Source organism: Streptomyces huiliensis (assembly GCF_020037025.1).
Lineage (GTDB): Bacteria > Actinomycetota > Actinomycetes > Streptomycetales > Streptomycetaceae > Streptomyces > Streptomyces huiliensis.
In genome coordinates, this window is the sequence record NZ_JAIQLH010000001.1 from 22398 (window position 1) to 38561 (window position 16164).

General features: G+C 75.4%; 14 protein-coding genes. 9 read left to right on the plus strand and 5 right to left on the minus strand.

Going from position 1 to position 16164, the window contains the following annotated elements; translation table 11 throughout:
• Nucleotides 1-291 precede the first annotated feature (291 nt).
• Nucleotides 292-3402 carry a protein phosphatase 2C domain-containing protein gene (locus JNW98_RS36445; protein ID WP_308015416.1) on the minus strand — a complete coding sequence of 1037 codons (3111 nt, stop codon included), beginning with the start codon at nucleotides 3400-3402 and terminating at the stop codon, nucleotides 292-294.
• A 103-nt stretch (nucleotides 3403-3505) separates the two neighbouring features.
• Between JNW98_RS36445 and JNW98_RS00095 the strand changes: the two genes are divergently transcribed.
• Entirely contained in the window at nucleotides 3506-4255 is a 750-nt protein-coding gene (locus JNW98_RS00095; RefSeq protein ID WP_223765942.1) for a helix-turn-helix transcriptional regulator, read from the plus strand.
• A gap of 25 nt (nucleotides 4256-4280) precedes the next feature.
• Here the strand turns inward: JNW98_RS00095 and JNW98_RS00100 are convergent, their stop codons facing one another.
• From JNW98_RS00100 to JNW98_RS00115, 4 genes are all read right to left on the minus strand, one after another.
• Nucleotides 4281-4829: a methylated-DNA--[protein]-cysteine S-methyltransferase gene (locus tag JNW98_RS00100; RefSeq protein ID WP_223765943.1), complete on the minus strand. Its 549-nt coding sequence runs from the start codon at nucleotides 4827-4829 to the stop codon at nucleotides 4281-4283.
• 14 nt (nucleotides 4830-4843) lie between these two features.
• Nucleotides 4844-6424, minus strand: a complete 1581-nt coding sequence (locus JNW98_RS00105) for an AlkA N-terminal domain-containing protein (protein ID WP_223765944.1) — start codon at nucleotides 6422-6424, stop codon at nucleotides 4844-4846.
• Between the two features lie 235 nt (nucleotides 6425-6659).
• Nucleotides 6660-7775 carry a ribosome small subunit-dependent GTPase A gene (gene rsgA / locus JNW98_RS00110; protein WP_223765945.1) on the minus strand — a complete coding sequence of 372 codons (1116 nt, stop codon included), beginning with the start codon at nucleotides 7773-7775 and terminating at the stop codon, nucleotides 6660-6662.
• A 237-nt stretch (nucleotides 7776-8012) separates the two neighbouring features.
• Nucleotides 8013-9155: a YihY/virulence factor BrkB family protein gene (locus tag JNW98_RS00115; protein ID WP_223765946.1), complete on the minus strand. Its 1143-nt coding sequence runs from the start codon at nucleotides 9153-9155 to the stop codon at nucleotides 8013-8015.
• 231 nt (nucleotides 9156-9386) lie between these two features.
• On the opposite strand from JNW98_RS00115, the gene JNW98_RS00120 reads away from it, so the two are divergent.
• The 8 genes from JNW98_RS00120 (at nucleotide 9387) to JNW98_RS00150 (ending at nucleotide 15908) form a co-directional block, all read left to right on the plus strand.
• Nucleotides 9387-10037, plus strand: coding sequence for a GNAT family N-acetyltransferase (locus JNW98_RS00120; protein ID WP_223765947.1), 651 nt, complete (start codon nucleotides 9387-9389; stop codon nucleotides 10035-10037).
• 90 nt (nucleotides 10038-10127) lie between these two features.
• Nucleotides 10128-10211: a putative leader peptide gene (locus JNW98_RS36790; protein WP_351506350.1), complete on the plus strand. Its 84-nt coding sequence runs from the start codon at nucleotides 10128-10130 to the stop codon at nucleotides 10209-10211.
• A gap of 243 nt (nucleotides 10212-10454) precedes the next feature.
• Nucleotides 10455-12161, plus strand: coding sequence for a nitrite/sulfite reductase (locus JNW98_RS00125; RefSeq protein ID WP_223765948.1), 1707 nt, complete (start codon nucleotides 10455-10457; stop codon nucleotides 12159-12161).
• Nucleotides 12158-12379 carry a hypothetical protein gene (locus JNW98_RS00130; protein WP_223765949.1) on the plus strand — a complete coding sequence of 74 codons (222 nt, stop codon included), beginning with the start codon at nucleotides 12158-12160 and terminating at the stop codon, nucleotides 12377-12379. Before JNW98_RS00125 ends, JNW98_RS00130 begins: the two co-directional genes overlap by 4 nt.
• Nucleotides 12366-13049: a phosphoadenylyl-sulfate reductase gene (locus JNW98_RS00135; protein WP_223765950.1), complete on the plus strand. Its 684-nt coding sequence runs from the start codon at nucleotides 12366-12368 to the stop codon at nucleotides 13047-13049. Before JNW98_RS00130 ends, JNW98_RS00135 begins: the two co-directional genes overlap by 14 nt.
• A 44-nt stretch (nucleotides 13050-13093) precedes the next feature.
• Nucleotides 13094-13627 (plus strand): adenylyl-sulfate kinase, encoded by a 534-nt coding sequence (gene cysC, locus JNW98_RS00140; RefSeq protein ID WP_223765951.1) that lies wholly within the window; start codon nucleotides 13094-13096, stop codon nucleotides 13625-13627.
• A complete protein-coding gene (cysD, locus tag JNW98_RS00145; RefSeq protein WP_223765952.1) occupies nucleotides 13624-14541 on the plus strand; it encodes a sulfate adenylyltransferase subunit CysD in 918 nt (305 codons plus the stop codon). The genes cysC and cysD overlap by 4 nt, the downstream gene beginning before the upstream one ends.
• Nucleotides 14542-14543: 2 nt before the next feature.
• On the plus strand, nucleotides 14544-15908 hold the full coding sequence (locus tag JNW98_RS00150) for a sulfate adenylyltransferase subunit 1 (RefSeq protein WP_223765953.1): 1365 nt from the start codon (nucleotides 14544-14546) through the stop codon (nucleotides 15906-15908).
• The last annotated feature ends 256 nt before the right edge of the window (nucleotides 15909-16164 follow it).

Below are 16164 nucleotides of genomic sequence, written 5' to 3' on the forward strand. Positions count from 1 at the left end.
CGACCTTCGCGGTCCCCCGCGCCCAACCAGTGTGCAGTCCGCCGTTTCATTTCCGTTCGCCCCGACCCCTCCCCGGCGCCCCGGCATCGAACAGGCTCACGGCAAATGCATGCCCCGCCTGCACAGAAACGACTCCTGTTGACTCATCAACATGATGCTGCGGCGGAATTGCGGAACTCCCTTGCGCACGGCGGGAACCGCTGCCCCGACCACCTCTTACGGCACCGATCCCGCCGTATTCGGAGATCATTCACGAGATCGTCAGGGCGTTCTCCGATCCGCTGCCTCCTCCTACGCCTCCCAGATCGCGGCGGCCGAGCGGTCGTCCGCGTATCCCTTGACGCGCAGCTGCGCGTCGGACAGGAACTCGGCCAGCCCCGGCGGCTGGGCCCGCGTGCCCCACCGCTCGGCGAGCGCGTCGGCCAAGGCGGGCTCGCCGCGCAGGGGTTCGGCCAGCCCCGCGCTGCACAGCAGCAGGGCGTCACCGGGCCGGGCGACCGCGGCACGGAAGCGGAACGGTTCGGTCGGCACCTCCTCGGGGTCGATCACGGGAGTGGTGCCGGGGGTGGGGATGCCCAGGTCGACGGTGATGCGGTCGTCGCACAGCGCGTCCCCGCCGGGGTCGCCGCCCGGGCCCGGTCCCGCTCCGGCCGGGCGGGGCGCCGGGTCGAGGTCCTGCCAGGCGCCCTCGCGGAGCCGGAACAGCCCGCCGCCGCCCACGCCGAAGAAGACGCGGGTACGGCACCGGGGGTCGGCCGGCAGCAGTAGGCAGCGCAGCGCGGCCGTGTACTCGGCGGGCGGCAGGCCGAGTTCGGCGGCACGGGTGCGGAGGCGGCCGTACGACCGGTCGGTGAGCCGGTGCAGCCCGGAGCGCAGTTCGCCGCGCCGGCCGGCCCGGATGTCCTCCCCCAGCCGGGCGTGGCTGCGCCCGACCGCGGCGCCCAGCCAGGCGCAGATGTCCCGCGCCGCCCGGTGCGCGCCCTCGGCCGCGCGGGCGCCGCTCGCGACGGCGACGAGCAGCACGGCCCCGTCCCCGCTCCCGAACCGGGCGGTGAGCAGCGCGTCCCGCCGCGGCTCGCCGCGGTAGCGCGCGGAGTCGCCGCGCAGGGAGACGGCCCGCAGCGTCATGGCGCCGTACCGGGCGCCGTCGAGGACGGTGTCCGGGACGAGGTCCTCCAGCCCGCCCGGGTCCGCGGCGGGCCAGGCGGTCGGCTCCGCCTCGTAGGTCGGCGGCCCCTGCCCGACGTACTCCTGCGCCCGGGGGCGGGCCCCCTCCCGGCGCCGTGGCCGCGGTACTTGCGGCACCACGGCGGCCTCCAGCGCCGCGGCCGACTCACAGGCCGCCGGAGGGTCGGACGCCTCGACGGTCTCGGGCACCACGGACGCCTCGGACGCGGCAGGGGGCTCGGAGGCGTCCGACAGCCCCGACGCTTCCGGCGCCCAAGGGACGCCGCACGTCAGCGCGGAGAGGTCGGGGAGGGTGGGGATCTCGGGCCGCGCGGACGCCGCGGGCGGCAGCCCCGGGACGTCGGGGCGCGGGGGCTCCCCGGCCGGCCCGGAGTCGTCGGACCTCGCGTAGGCGTCGGGATCCGCGCAGGAGTCGGGCCGCGCGGCGGCCTCGGTCCGTGCGAGGGCTTCCGGAGGAGCGGCGGCTTCCCGCCGTGCGGGGGCTTCGAGGCGGGTGAGGGCTTCGGGCGGCCGGGGGGCGAGCGTGGCGCCGGAGCCGGAGCCCGGGCCGGAGCCGGAGCCGAGGCCGGAGCCGAGGCTGTCCGTTCCGCCACCGGGCCGGTCCGACAGCCCGTCCGACAGCCCGTCCGATGGCCCGTCCGATGGCCCGTCCGACGCGGAACGCGGCGCGGGCCGACGGCCGGCGGAACGCCGCGCGGAGGCGCCGAGCCGTCCGGCGCCTTCCCGTTGGCGGGACCCGGGCCCGTCCCCCGCCTCCCGGACGTCCGGCACGGGCGGCACACCGAGGGCCGCGCCACCGGACGCCCGGGCCGGCTCGGGGGCATCGGACGCACCCGGGCCGAAGACGTCGCCGCCCGGCGGGCCGGCCGTCCCGGCCCGCTCGCCGTCCCTCGCCGACCGGCCGGGAGAGCCGGTACGTACAGGCCCGGCGTCGCCGGCCCCCGACGCGGCGGAGGTGCCCGGTCGGGAGCCGTAGCCGCCCGGCGAGCCGACTGCTCCCGGCCGCTCGTCGCCCCTCGCCGGCCGGCCGGGAGGGCCGGTTCGCGCGGACCGCGCGTCGTCGGGCCCGGGCGTGGTGAAGGCGTCCGTCCGGTAGCCGTCGCCGCCCGGCGGGCCGACGGGCCCCAGCCGGTCACCGTCCCCCGCCGGCCAGTCGGACGAGCCCCAGTCGGAGGAGCCGGCGTCACCGGCGTCCGGCGGGCCGGCCGCCCCCGGTAGGTCACTGCTCGCCGGTCGGTCACTGCCGGCCAGTCGGTCGCCGCTCGCCGACCGGTCGCCGCTCGCGGCCCGGCCGCGAGGGGCGGTACGTGCGGACCCGGCGTCGCCGGCCCCCGACCCGGCGGAGGCTTCCGGCCGCCCGAACCGGTCCGCGAGGTCCGAACGACCGGAGGGCTCGCGGCGGCTGCCGGACAGGGGAGAGCGGGCTGTGGGCTCCGGCCGGTCGGAACGGTCAGAGCGGCCGGGAGGTTCGAACCGGTCCGCACCGCCGGAGCGGTCGCTGCCGTCGGCGCCGTCGAACCGGCCGTTCCCGGCGGCCCGATCACCGCTCTCCCGCTCCCGCGGATCCCCCGCCCCCGGCCGGCCGCCTCCCTTGCGCCGCCCGCTCCCGCCGGACCGCTCGTTCCGTCCCGGCGGGTGCGCCGACTCGGCCGGGCCGGGGCGGTCCGTACGACCGGAGCGGCCGTCCGCCCGTTCCGGGACCTCCGGCCCCGCGGCCGGCGGCCACGCGGCGTTCGGCGGGGGCGGGGAGGACTTCCGGCCGGGGGCCGCGGGCCCGGGCCGGGCGCCGCGCGACGCGGCCGAAGGTGCCCCGAGGTCCCAGCGGGAGGCGGCGTTCGGCGGGGGTGGGGGCGGCGGTGGAGGAGGGGGTGGTGGTGGAGGGGGAGACGGCGGGGGCGGTGTGCCCCGGGGCGGGCCGGAGAGGTCGGGCAGCGGGGGCAGCCGGGACGGGTCCGGGGGCCCACCGGACCGGGAGGAGACCGACCAGGCCGCGCGGGCGGGCAGCCCGCTGAGCGGGGGCGCGCCGCGGGCCGCGCGGCCCGGCGGGCGGGCGGAACCCTGGGGCGGCGGGTCACCGCCGACGACGGCCGCGGCGGAAGCGAACCGGTCGTCGAGGCTGTCCTCCCCGGCGGCGGGAGCCGGACCGTCCGTGGTCCGGCCGTACAACTCCGCCCACCAGGCGTCCTCTTGTCCCTGATCCCCCAGCTGACTCATGCCCTTATTGTCCACACTGCTGGGCATACGGGAAGAGTGCACGCGAGGCCCCTCGCGGAGATGATGGCGGGAGTCGCAACACGGTCGTGGGGAGGGGTGTCACGTGCCCGGTGCCATAGGTCCGGCCGCCGTCGGGGGCCTGGAACGCGGAAGACCCGCAGGACAGCGCAGGCAGGAGCGGTCGGAGGACCGGTCCGGCGGCCCCGGCCCGGCGGTCGAGGCGGTCACCGGCGCGGACGCCGTCGCCCGGCGTCTGGCGGGGCTGCGGCGGCGAGCCGTCGAAGAAGTGTGCGCACTGGTGAAGAACCGTCCCTGGGTTGACACGTGCACCGGACACGGGGGGCGCCACCGCACGGTCGTGGACCGAGCGGGCGGCCTCCTCCCGGAAACACACCCGGCCGGCCGGCACCTGATCCGGGTCGCCGACCGCGTACCCGCCGAGCTCTTCCTCGCGGACCGGAGGGAGGCGCTCCTGGTCCTTCCCTCCGGGAACGCGGGACCCGCGGCGCTCGTCGTCGGCGCCGGCGAACTGCTGGACTCGCTGGCGGCCCTGTTCGAGACCGTCTGGCACGAGGCCCGCCCGCTACGGCCGACGGACGACGCTCCTTTACCGCCTGTCTCCGACGTCCCGGACGCCACGGACCTGGCGGTCCTGTCGCTGTTGCTGTCCGGGCTGACCGACGCGAGCGTCGCCAAGCAGCTGGGACTGGGGTTGCGGACGGTGCAGCGGCGGGTGAAGCGGCTGATGGAACTGGCCGGGGTGACGACGCGGCTGCAACTGGGCTGGAAGGCGGCGGAACGGGGCTGGACGACGGGCGGACCGCTACCCCGCCCGACCGCGGCCCGGAGTTGAGAGGGGGAATCGGAGGATCGTTCCCTCACACACCCGGCAGACCGTCCGGCACCTCCGGCACCCGCTGCCGCTCCTCCCCCGCCTCCAGGGCGAGCAGCAGCCGCTTGCGGTCGAGGCCGCCCGCGTAGCCGGTGAGGGAGCCGTCCGAGCCGATGACGCGGTGGCACGGGCGCAGCACGAGCAGCGGGTTGGCGCCGATGGCCCCGCCGACCGCGCGGACGGCCGCCCGGGAGACGCCGAGGCGGGCGGCCAGTTCGCCGTAGCTGGTCGTCGCGCCGTACGGGACGGCGTCGAGCGCGTCCCAGACCCGGCGGCGGAACTCGGTCCCCTCGACGGCGTACTCGAGGGCGAACTCCTTCGCCTCGCCCGCGAAGTAGGCGTCGAGCTGGCGCCGGGCCTCGGCGAAGGCGTCGGGTGCGCGGTGCCAGTCCGGGCGGACGGTGAAGCCGTTGCGCTGACCGGGGACGGAGAGGGAGGCGAGCGCGGTGCCGCCCGGGGCGGTCGGGGAGGGCCGGCCGGTGAGCAGCAGGGTGCCGAGGGGGCTGTCGGTCTCGGTGTACAGCGTCGGAAGCATTTCGGGTGCCGTCCTTACTCCCCCGCCGCGGCGGGCGTGCGGTTCAAGAGCTTGTGATTCGGGAGCGTGGGGTTCGAGAGCGCGGGGTTCGAGAGCGTGGGGCTCCACAGGTGGTGCAGCGCGTACGAGCGCCAGGGCCGCCAGTCGTCGGCGGCGTCCGGCCCGGCGCCGAGGGCGGCGAGTCCGTGGCGCGCCCCGGCGTCGCCGGGGAGGAAGACGTCGGGGTCGCCGAGCGCCCGCATCCGGATGTAGCCGGCGGTCCACGGGCCGACGCCGGTCAGGGCGAGCAGCCGCCGCTCGGCGTCGTCGCGGTCGGCGCCCGGGTCGAGCCGGACGGTGCCGTCGGCGAGGGCGGCCGCCACGGTCCGCAGGGCGCGCCTGCGGGCCTCCGGCATGCCCGGGTCGTCGGGGCCGTCGAGGCCGGCCTCGGCGAGGACGCCGGGTTCCGGGAAGACGTGGGTGAGCGTGCCGTCGGGGACGGGCAGCGGGGTGCCGTGCGCGGCGACCAGCCGGGCCGCGAGGCGGGCCGCCGCGGCGACCGAGACCTGCTGGCCGAGCACGGCCCGGACGGCGAGCTCCTCCGCGTCCGCCGCACCGGGCGACCGGAGGCCGGGCCGGGCGGCGACGAGCGGACGCAGCCGGGGGTCGGCGCCGAGGCGCTCCGCGACGGCGTCGGGGTCGGCGTCCAGGTCGAAGAGGCGGCGCATCCGCTGGACGGCGTTGGCCAGGTCGCGCAGGTCGGTGAGGTGCAGCCGGCAGGCGAGCCAGGTGCCCCGGCCGCCCCCGCGAACGTGCCCGGCGGGCGGCTCCTGGACCTCGGCGATGCCCGTGCCGTAGGGCAGCCGCAGGGTGCGCCGGTAGACGCGGGCGCCGACGGTGCCCGTCATCTCCTCGACGCCAGTGATCACCCGGCGCTCCAGGAAGTCGAAGACCTCCCGGGCGGCGTACGGCCCCCGGTGGGCGAGCCGCAGCGGCACGCCGGCCGGCGCGGTGCCCTTGGCGGCCCGGGGCCGCTTCCCCGTCCTGACCTGCGCCCGCAGCGCGGTGGGCGTCTGCGCGTAGATCTCGCGAATGGTGTCGTTGAACTGCCGCACACTCGCGAAACCCGCCGCGAAGGCGGTCTCCGTGACCGGCAGGTCCGTGGTCTGCAACAGGACGCGGGCGGTGTGCGCGCGCTGCGCCCTTGCGAGGGCGACGGGCCCGGCGCCCAGCTCCTCGGTGAGCTGCCGGTGCACCTGCCGCGCGCTGTACCCCAGCCGCGCGGCCAGCCCCGCCACCCCCTCCCGGTCCACCACCCCGTCCGCGATCAGCCGCACCGCCCGTCCCACCAGGTCCGCCCGGATGTTCCACTCCGCCGACCCCGGCGCCGCGTCCGGCCGGCACCGCCGGCACGCCCGGAACCCGGCCCCCTGCGCGGCCGCCGCCGACGGGTAGAACCGGACGTTCACCCGCTTCGGCGTGACCGCCGGGCAGCTCGGCCGGCAGTAGATGCCGGTCGTCGCGACGGCGAAGAAGAACTCGCCGTCGAAGCGGGCGTCTCTGCTGCTTACCGCTTGGTAGCGGAGGTCGTCGGGGTGGGGTGCGGTTGTCGTCACGTGTTCCAGTGTGCGGGAGCCGGCGGGGCCGGTCTGGCGGAAATCGGACGCGGGGTTCCAAGCCCCCGCACCCCCCGAAACCGCGCTCCGCGCGGTTGTCCTCAGACGCCGGACAGGCTGATACAGCCCGTCCGGCGTCTGAGGACGAGCGGCGAAGCCGCGATAAGGGGGTCTGGGGGCGCAGCCCCAGGAAGCGGCGAAGGGGTGGGACCGGGGCACCCCCCACCGAACCCGCCTAGCGCGAGCGCCCCCGCTTGCGTTCCACCATGTACGCCCCCTCCGCCATCAGCAGCTTCCACTCCCGCCGCATCTCCGCCCGCACCCGCGCGTCCGTGCGCGCCGCGATGCGCCGGTTCTCACGCAGCAGCTTCCGGTAGCTGTCGAGCCGGCGCGGGCTCAGCGCACCGTCCTCGATGGCCGCCGTCACCGCGCACCCGGGCTCGCTGTCGTGCCCGCAGTCGTGGAAGCGGCACTCCTCGGCCAGGGCCTCGATCTCGGAGAAGGTGCGGGAGACGCCGCCCTCGGCGTCCCAGAGGCCGACGCCCCGCAGCCCGGGGGTGTCGATGAGGACGCCCCCGCCCGGCAGGGGCAGCAGGTTGCGGGTGGTGGTGGTGTGGCGGCCCTTGCCGTCGCGGTCGCGGATCGCCTGGACGTCCTGGACGTCGGTGCCCACGAGGGCGTTGGCGAGGGTGGACTTGCCCGCGCCGGACGGGCCGAGGAGCACGGACGTGCCCCCGGCGAGCACGGCGGCGAGCACGTCGACGCCGTCGCCCGTGGCCGCGCTGACGGCGAAGACCTGCGCGCCGGGCGCGACCGCCTCCGTGTCGGAGAGGAGGTGGCCGAGGACGGCCGGGTCCGGTACGAGGTCCGCCTTGGTCAGGACGACGACGGGTTCGGCGCCGCATTCCCAGGCGAGCGCCAGGAAGCGCTCCACCCGGCCGAGGTCCGGGTCGGTGGAGAGCGGGACGGCGATGAGGGCCCGGTCCACGTTGGCGGCCAGGATCTGGCCCTCGGACCGCTGGGAGGACGTGGACCGCACGAACGCCGTGCGGCGCGGCAGCAGCGCCCGTACGTGGCCCGTCGTCAGGTCGAGGGCGGCCCAGTCGCCGGTGCACATGATGCGCAGCGGGTCGCCCGTGGTGACGAGGGAGGTGTCGCCGTGGACGATGGCGACGCCGTCGTCGGCGGTCTCGTCGGCGACCACGAGGTCGCAGCGGCCCCGGTCGACGCGGACGATCCGGCCGGGGACGAAGCCCTCGGCGGCGTACGGGGTGAAGGAGTCAGCGAAGCCCTCGTCCCAGCCGTAGCGGGCGAGGGGGTGCTGTGCGGAGAGCGTGAACTGCTCGGACAACGCGGTCTTCCTTAGGAAGGAGGGAGGTGAGAGTGGTCGATCGCCGGGTACGGGCCGTCGTGGCCGCCGTGGTGACAGTCATCCCGGGCTCACCTCCTGATTCCGCGTGCGGCGCGCTCGCCGCTCATTCCGTCCTCGCCGCCGACTCGCGGCTGTCGGGGGGACTCTAGAGCGCGGGGCGCCGCGCTCGCGAGCGAATATTCGAGTGCGCCCATCCGAGGCCCGCGACCGCCCCCGCTACCGCCTCCGGTGCTTCGCGTGCTTGGGCTCCCCCTTCGCCCCCTTGCCCCCCTTCGTCACCTTCCCCGGCTTCTCCGCCCGCACGTGCTGGAGCCGCGTCCGCACGTCCTCCGGCGGCAGGAACTGCGCCCACCGCTCCGGGAACTCCGACGGCGGCTCCCGGTCCCGTCCCGTCAGCCCGTCCTCCGAGAAGTCGGACTCGGGGTCGTCCTCGTACTCGTGGACCATCGCCAGCGCCGCCCGCTCCGCCGCCACCGCCGCCGCGGCCGCCGCCTTCCTGCGGTCCGCCTCGGCGCGGGCGGCGGCGGTGGTGACCGACGGCCAGACCCGGTCCATGGCCGCGTTGACCGCCGCGCCCACGAGCACGGCGAAGGCGGAGACGCCGATCCACAGCAGGACGGCGACGGGCGCCGCGAGCGAGCCGTAGATCGTCAGGCCCTCCACCGTGTGGGTGAGGTAGATGCGCAGCAGAAAGCTGCCGACCACCCACATGGTGAGCGCCACGAGCGCACCGGGAATGTCCTCCCGCCACGGCGACCGCACCGGCACGGACACGTGGTAGAGCGTGGTCAGGAAGGCCACGGACAGCACCAGGACCACCGGCCAGTAGAAGATCTGGGCGACGCCTGCGCTCCACGGCAGGATGTTCTCCACCGCCTCGGGCCCCACCACCATCAGCGGCATCACCACCGCCCCGATCAGCAGGGCGACGATGTAGAGCAGGAAGGCGAGCAGCCTGGTGCGGACGATGCCGCGCCGGCCCTCCAGCCCGTACATGATCGTGATGGTGTCGACGAAGACGTTGACGGCCCTCGACCCCGACCACAGGGCGATGGCGAAGCCGACCGAGACGATCTCGGGCCGGCGGGCGCCGCTCTGCACGTCGTTCAGCAGGGGCACGGTGATCTGGTTGACGCCGCGGTCCGACAGGACGGCCGAGGACGCGTTGATGATGTTGTCCTGGAGGCTCTTGATGGTGTGGGTGCCGGTCCAGTCGTCCAGGTACCCCAGCAGGCTCATGAAGCCCAGGAGCAGCGGTGGCAGCGACAACAGCGTGAAGAACGCGGCCTCGGCGGCGAGGCCGGTGACGCGGTACTCCATGCAGGAATTGATCGTGTCCTTCAGGAGCAGCCACGCCATCCTGCGCTTCGACACATTTCGGTACAGGGCCCTAGCTCGGTGGAGCCGGCCCTTCCGCTGCCCCGGTGGTTCATTTGTTGCTGCCTGCACGCCCTAACCGTATCCGTCCCCGACCGGTCCGTTCATCCGCCGGACGGCCGCGCGGAGCACGCCCGGCAGCCGCGCGGAGCAGGCCGGACAGGTGTGCGGGGGCGCGGGGGGCCGCCGCGGCGCGCGTGGTTGGGTGAGGTCATGGACAACAGAACGACCGCTGTGACCACCTGGTCGCTGCACATGACCGCACCGGACGCCCTCGTCCCCGCCGACGCGCCCGGTCCGGGCCCCGACGTCCGGTTCGTCCGGTCGGAGGTGCCGTCGCCCGAGTTCAGCCGGTTCCTCTACACGGCCGTCGGCGGCGACCACGCCTGGACGGACCGGCTCGGCTGGCCGTACGCGCGGTGGCGGGAGTACCTGGACCGGCCCGGCGTGGAGACGTGGGTGGCGTACGACCGGGGGACGCCGGCCGGTTACGTGGAGCTGGCACCGGGCGACCCCGGCCCCGAGTTCGGGGGCGTCGGCCTGGAGTTCGGGGGCGACGGCCACGGGGCCCCCGCCGGCTCCGTCGAGATCGTCTACTTCGGGCTGCTGCCCGCCTTCCAGGGCCGGCGCATCGGCGGCGGCCTCCTCACCCACGCCGTACGCCGCGCCTGGGACCTGGCCGACCGCTGGCCCGGCCTGCCGCCGACCCGCCGCGTCTGGCTGCACACCTGCTCCAAGGACGGCGAGCACGCCATGGCCAACTACACGCGGCGCGGCTTCTCCGTCTTCGCCACGAAGACGGAGGACGAGCCGGACGTACCGGCCCCCGGCCCCTGGCCCGGCGCCCACCCCGCACACGCCTGACCACGATCCTCATCTCACATAACAAGATCAATCGTCTCACTATACGGCGAATGGTGGACTGGCCCCAAACGCCCGTGCCACGCTTCCCTCATGTCACGAGCTGGAGTTGCCTTGGTGAGTCGGCGTCACGTCGACCTCGGCCGCGTGTCCAGCGCCATCTGTCCAGCGGGCTGACCGGCTCAGCACTCCCGCTCCCCCCACCGCCGTCCCCGAAGGCGCGGACCGGCGGGCCCCACCCGATTCCGTCCGTTCTTGGGCCGTCCGCTGCACCCTCCCCACCCTGCCGCTCACCATAACCGCAGGTCAGTGCCGTCATGCCGTCATCGACGCGGCTCCGGCGCCGGCCCGCGGGACATGCGTGCCCGCGGGGTACGCGGCGTCGGCCCGGCGGGCGGACCTTCCGAAGGACAGAACGCCATGGCCGCCACCGCGCAACCCCCCGCAGCCGACGCGCCGGCGACGCCCCGCCGCAAGACCGGCCGTCACCGCGGCGAAGGCCAGTGGGCCGCGGGCCACTTCACCCCGCTCAACGCCAACGAGCAGGTGAAGAAGGACGACGACGGTCTCAACGTACGGACACGGATTGAGACGATCTACGCCAAGGCGGGTTTCGCCGCCATCGACCCCGCCGACCTGCGCGGCCGGATGCGCTGGTGGGGCCTGTACACCCAGCGCCGGCCCGGCATCGACGGCGGGAAGACCGCGGTCCTGGCGCCGGAGGAGCTGGACGACGAGTTCTTCATGCTGCGCGTGCGGGTCGACGGCGGCCGGCTGACCACCGCCCAGCTGCGCGTGATCGGGGAGGTCTCCCAGGAGTTCGCCCGCGGCACCGCCGACATCACCGACCGCCAGAACATCCAGTACCACTGGATCCGCATCGAGGACGTCCCCGAGATCTGGCGGCGGCTGGAGGCCGTGGGCCTGTCCACCACCGAGGCGTGCGGCGACACGCCCCGCGTCATCCTCGGCTCGCCGGTCGCCGGGATCGCCGAGGACGAGATCGTCGACGGCACCCCGGCGATCGAGGAGATCCAGCGCCGCTTCATCGGCAACAAGGACTTCTCCAACCTGCCCCGCAAGTTCAAGGCGGCCGTCTCCGGCTCCCCGCTGCTGGACGTCGCCCACGAGATCAACGACGTGGCGTTCGTCGGCGTCCGCCACCCCGAGCACGGGCCGGGCTTCGACCTGTGGGTGGGCGGCGGGCTGTCCACCAACCCGCGGCTCGGCGTCCGGCTCGGCGCCTGGGTCCCGTCGGAGGACGTCCCCGACGTCTTCGGCGGAGTGATCGGCATCTTCCGCGACTACGGCTACCGGCGGCTGCGCAACCGCGCCCGGCTGAAGTTCCTCGTCGCCGACTGGGGTCCGGAACGGTTCCGCGAGGTGCTGGAGAAGGAGTACCTGGGCCGCGCCCTGGCCGACGGGCCCGCGCCCGAGCGGCCGGCGGAGCGCTGGCGCGACCACGTCGGCGTCCGCCGGCAGCGCGACGGCCGGTACTACGTCGGCTTCGCGCCGCGCGTCGGCCGGGTGGACGGCAGCACCCTGACGAAGATCGCGGAGCTGGCCGAGGCCCACGGCTCGGGCCGGGTGCGGACCACCGCCGAGCAGAAGATGATCGTCCTCGACGTGCCGGAGGACCGGGTCGCGGCCCTGACCGCCGGGCTGGAGGCACTGGACCTCCGGGTGGGCCCGTCCCCGTTCCGGCGCGGCACGATGGCCTGCACCGGCATCGAGTTCTGCAAGCTGGCGATCGTCGAGACCAAGGCGCGCGGCGCGTCCCTCATCGACGAACTGGAGCGCCGCCTCCCGGACTTCGACGAGCCCCTCACCATCAACCTCAACGGCTGCCCCAACGCCTGCGCCCGCATCCAGGTGGCGGACATCGGTCTCAAGGGGCAGCTGGTCATGGACGACCGGGGCCGCCAGGTCGAGGGCTACCAGGTGCACCTGGGCGGCGCGCTCGGCCTGGAGGCCGGGTTCGGCCGCAAGGTGCGCGGCCTCAAGGTGACCGCGGACGAACTCCCCGACTACATCGAGCGGGTGCTCCGCCGCTACCTCGCCGGCCGCGCCGACGGCGAGCGCTTCGCGGCCTGGACGGCCCGGGCCGGCGAGGAGGAGCTGTCGTGAGCGAGCGCGCCGCCCCCTTCCACTGCCCGTACTGCGGCGACGAGGACCTGCGGCCGAACGAGACGGGCCACGGCGCCTGGGAGTGCGCCGCCTGCAACCGCGCGTTCCAGCTGAAGTTCCTGGGGCTGCTGGCCCGGGGTCTCTCCGGAGGTCCGGACCAGCGGACCACCGGCGGACCGGAGGAGCGGATACCGGGAGGACTCGATGACCGATCGTGAGCAGCTCGCCCTCCGCGCCGGCCGCGAGCTGGAGGACGCCCCCGCCGAGGAGATCCTCCGCTGGGCCGTCGAGACGTTCGGCGACCGCTTCTGCGTCACCTCCTCCATGGAGGACGCCGTCGTCGCCCACCTCGCCTCCCGCGTCCGGCCCGGCGTCGACGTCGTCTTCCTGGACACCGGCTACCACTTCCCGGAGACCATCGGGACGCGCGACGCGGTGGCGGCGGTGATGGACGTCAACGTCGTCACCCTCGCCCCGCCGCGGACCGTCGCCGAGCAGGACGCCGAGCACGGCCCCGCGCTGCACGACCACGACCCGGACCTCTGCTGCGCGCTGCGCAAGGTGCGGCCGTTGCAGAAGGGGCTGGCGGGGTACGACGCGTGGGCGACCGGGCTGCGCCGCGACGAGTCCCCGACCCGGGCCGCGACGCCCGTCGTCGGCTGGGACGCCCGGCGCGGCAAGGTCAAGGTCGCGCCGATCGCCCGCTGGACGCAGGACGACGTGGACACGTACGTCGCGGAGCACGGCGTGCTCACCAACCCGCTGCTCATGGACGGGTACGCGTCCATCGGCTGCGCGCCCTGCACCCGCCGGGTGCGGGAGGGCGAGGACGCCCGGGCCGGCCGCTGGGCGGGCCGCGCCAAGACCGAGTGCGGGCTGCACGGATGACCGGCCCGTACCGATCAAGCGGATCGAATCCCTGGGAGAACCGGATGACGGGTGCCACGGTGTGGCTCACCGGCCTGCCGAGCGCGGGCAAGACGACGATCGCCCGCGCGCTGGCGGACCGGCTGCGGGCCGAGGGGCGCCCGGTGGAGGTGCTGGACGGCGACGAGATCCGCGAGTTCCTCTCCGCGGGGCTGGGCTTCTCCCGCGCCGACCGGGACGTGAACGTGCGGCGGATCGGCTTCGTCGCCCAGCTGCTCGCCGCCCACGGCGTGACGGTCCTCGTACCCGTCATCGCCCCCTACGCCGACACCCGCGAGGCGGTGCGCAAGCGCCACCAGGCGCTGGGCACCGGCTACTTGGAAGTGCACGTGGCGACGCCGGTCGAGGTCTGCTCGGTCCGGGACGTCAAGGGCCTGTACGCCCGCCGGGCGGCCGGCGAGCTGACCGGCCTCACCGGGGTGGACGACCCGTACGAGGCCCCGGCCGACCCCGACCTGCGCATCGACGCCCACGAGCGCACGGTGACGGAGTCGGCGGACGCGGTGCGCGCGCTGCTGGTGGAGAGGGGTGTGCTGTGACGGCTCGCGGTGACAGCCCGTACGCCCTGTCGCACCTCGACGCGCTGGAGTCGGAGGCGGTGCACGTCTTCCGGGAGGTGGCGGGCGAGTTCGAACGGCCGGTGCTGCTGTTCTCCGGCGGCAAGGACTCCGTCGTCATGCTGCACACGGCGCTGAAGGCGTTCGCCCCGGCCCCGCTGCCGTTCGCGCTGCTGCACGTGGACACCGGGCACAACTTCCCCGAGGTGCTCGCCTACCGCGACCAGGTCGTCTCCCGGCACGGGCTGCGGCTGCACATCGCGTCCGTCCAGCAGTTCATCGACGACGGCCGGCTGCGCGAGCGCCCCGACGGCACCCGGAACCCGCTGCAGACCGTGCCGCTGCTGGACGCCATCGAGCGGCACCGCTTCGACGCGGTGTTCGGCGGCGGGCGGCGGGACGAGGAGAAGGCGCGGGCGAAGGAGCGGGTGTTCTCGCTGCGCGACGAGTTCGGCGGCTGGGATCCGCGCCGCCAGCGGCCGGAGCTGTGGAACCTCTACAACGGCCGGCACTCCCCCGGCGAGCACGTCCGCGTCTTCCCGCTGTCCAACTGGACCGAGCTGGACGTCTGGCAGTACATAGCCCGCGAGGGGATCGACCTCCCCTCGATCTACTACGCCCACGAGCGCGAGGTGTTCGCCCGGTCCGGGATGTGGCTGACGCCCGGCGACTGGGGCGGCCCCCGGGACGGGGAGCGGCTGGAGAGACGCGTGGTGCGCTACCGGACGGTCGGTGACATGTCCTGCACCGGCGCCGTGGAGTCGGACGCCGCCACCGTCGACCGGGTCATCGAGGAGATCGCCGCCTCCCGGCTCACCGAGCGGGGCGCGACGCGCGCCGACGACAAGCTGTCGGAGGCCGCGATGGAAGACCGCAAGCGCGAGGGGTACTTCTGATCATGAGCATCTCCAGCACCGCCGGCATCGCCTCCGAGCCGGCCGCCGCCACCTCACTCCTGCGCTTCGCAACCGCCGGTTCGGTCGACGACGGCAAGTCCACCTTGGTCGGGCGGCTGCTGCACGACTCCAAGTCGGTCCTGGCCGACCAGTTGGAGGCCGTCGAGCACGCCTCCCGCGACCGCGGCCACGACGCGCCCGACCTGGCGCTGCTCACCGACGGGCTGCGCGCGGAGCGCGAGCAGGGCATCACGATTGACGTCGCCTACCGCTACTTCGCCACCGCCCGCCGCCGGTTCGTCCTCGCCGACACCCCCGGGCACGTGCAGTACACCCGCAACATGGTCACCGGCGCGTCCACCGCCGAACTCGCCCTCGTCCTGGTCGACGCCCGGCACGGCGTCGTCGAGCAGACCCGCCGGCACGCCGCCGTGGCCGCGCTGCTGCGCGTCCCGCACCTGGTGCTGGCGGTCAACAAGATGGACCTGGTCGACTGGTCGGAGGCCGTGTTCGCCCAGATCGCCGAGGAGTTCACGGCGTACGCGGGCTCGCTCGGCGTCCCCGACGTCACCGCGATCCCTGTCTCGGCGCTCGCGGGCGACAACGTCGTGACGCCCTCGGCCCATCTGGACTGGTACGGCGGTCCGACCGTGCTGGAGCACCTGGAGACCGTCCCGGTGATCGCCGACCCCACCGGCGACCCGGCCCGGTTCCCCGTCCAGTACGTGATCCGCCCGCGGACCGCCGACCACCCCGACTACCGCGGCTACGCCGGGCAGCTCGCCTCCGGCGTCCTGCGCGTCGGGGAGCGGGTGACCGTCCTGCCGTCCGGCCGGACGAGCACGATCACCGCGATCGACGCGCTCGGCACGCCGGTGGACGTGGCGTGGGCGCCGCAGTCGGTGACGGTACGGCTCGCCGACGACCTCGACGTGGCGCGCGGCGACCTCATCGCGCCGACGGCGAGCGCGCCCGAGCCGGTCCGGGACGTCGAGGCGACCGTCTGCCACGTCGCCGACCGGCCGCTGCGGGAGGGCGACCGGGTGCTGCTCAAGCACACCACCCGCACGGTGAAGGCCGTCGTCAAGGCGCTCCCGTCCCGCCTCGACCCGGCGGACCTGGCCCTCCGCCCGTCCCCAGGCGCCCTGGCCGCCAACGACATCGGCCGCGTCGTCCTGCGCACGGCCGAACCGCTGGCGCTGGACGACTACGCGGTGTCCCGCAGCACCGGCGCCTTCCTGCTCATCGACCCGGCCGACGGGACGACCCTGACCGCCGGCATGGCGGGCCCGGCCTTCGCGGCGGCGGCCGGCCGGCCGGAGGCGGACGCTCCGGTCCAGGCTCCGGACGACGGCTGGGACTTCTGATGGCGACGGGTGGCGGGGGCCGCGCCCCGGACGTCTTCGCGACCTTCGGGCGCCTGGGCGGCCGGGTCGGCGGCGGAACGCTCGGCAGCGGCCGGGGCGGCGTCGCGCGATGTGCGGGCGGGCGGTCCGCGGCGAACGCCGGGTGACGGCGGGCGGTGCGGCGGAAGCCGTGCCGGCGGGTGCCGGGTGACGGGCGTGGCGGGGGCTCGTCCGTCACCCGGCGCCGCCCCGCAGGGTGCGTGGGGTGTGGGGGGGG

What these genes read in the sequence shown, in the direction of transcription:
- JNW98_RS00150 (WP_223765953.1), top strand. Translation starts at nt 14,544, where the DNA reads ATGAGCATCTCCAGCACCGCCGGCATCGCCTCCGAGCCGGCCGCCGCC.
- JNW98_RS00120 (WP_223765947.1), top strand. Translation starts at nt 9,387, where the DNA reads ATGGACAACAGAACGACCGCTGTGACCACCTGGTCGCTGCACATGACC.
- JNW98_RS00115 (WP_223765946.1), bottom strand. Translation starts at nt 9,155, where the DNA reads ATGGCGTGGCTGCTCCTGAAGGACACGATCAATTCCTGCATGGAGTAC.
- JNW98_RS36445 (WP_308015416.1), bottom strand. Translation starts at nt 3,402, where the DNA reads ATGAGTCAGCTGGGGGATCAGGGACAAGAGGACGCCTGGTGGGCGGAG.
- JNW98_RS00125 (WP_223765948.1), top strand. Translation starts at nt 10,455, where the DNA reads ATGGCCGCCACCGCGCAACCCCCCGCAGCCGACGCGCCGGCGACGCCC.
- cysC (WP_223765951.1), top strand. Translation starts at nt 13,094, where the DNA reads ATGACGGGTGCCACGGTGTGGCTCACCGGCCTGCCGAGCGCGGGCAAG.
- JNW98_RS36790 (WP_351506350.1), top strand. Translation starts at nt 10,128, where the DNA reads ATGTCACGAGCTGGAGTTGCCTTGGTGAGTCGGCGTCACGTCGACCTC.
- JNW98_RS00135 (WP_223765950.1), top strand. Translation starts at nt 12,366, where the DNA reads ATGACCGATCGTGAGCAGCTCGCCCTCCGCGCCGGCCGCGAGCTGGAG.
- JNW98_RS00100 (WP_223765943.1), bottom strand. Translation starts at nt 4,829, where the DNA reads ATGCTTCCGACGCTGTACACCGAGACCGACAGCCCCCTCGGCACCCTG.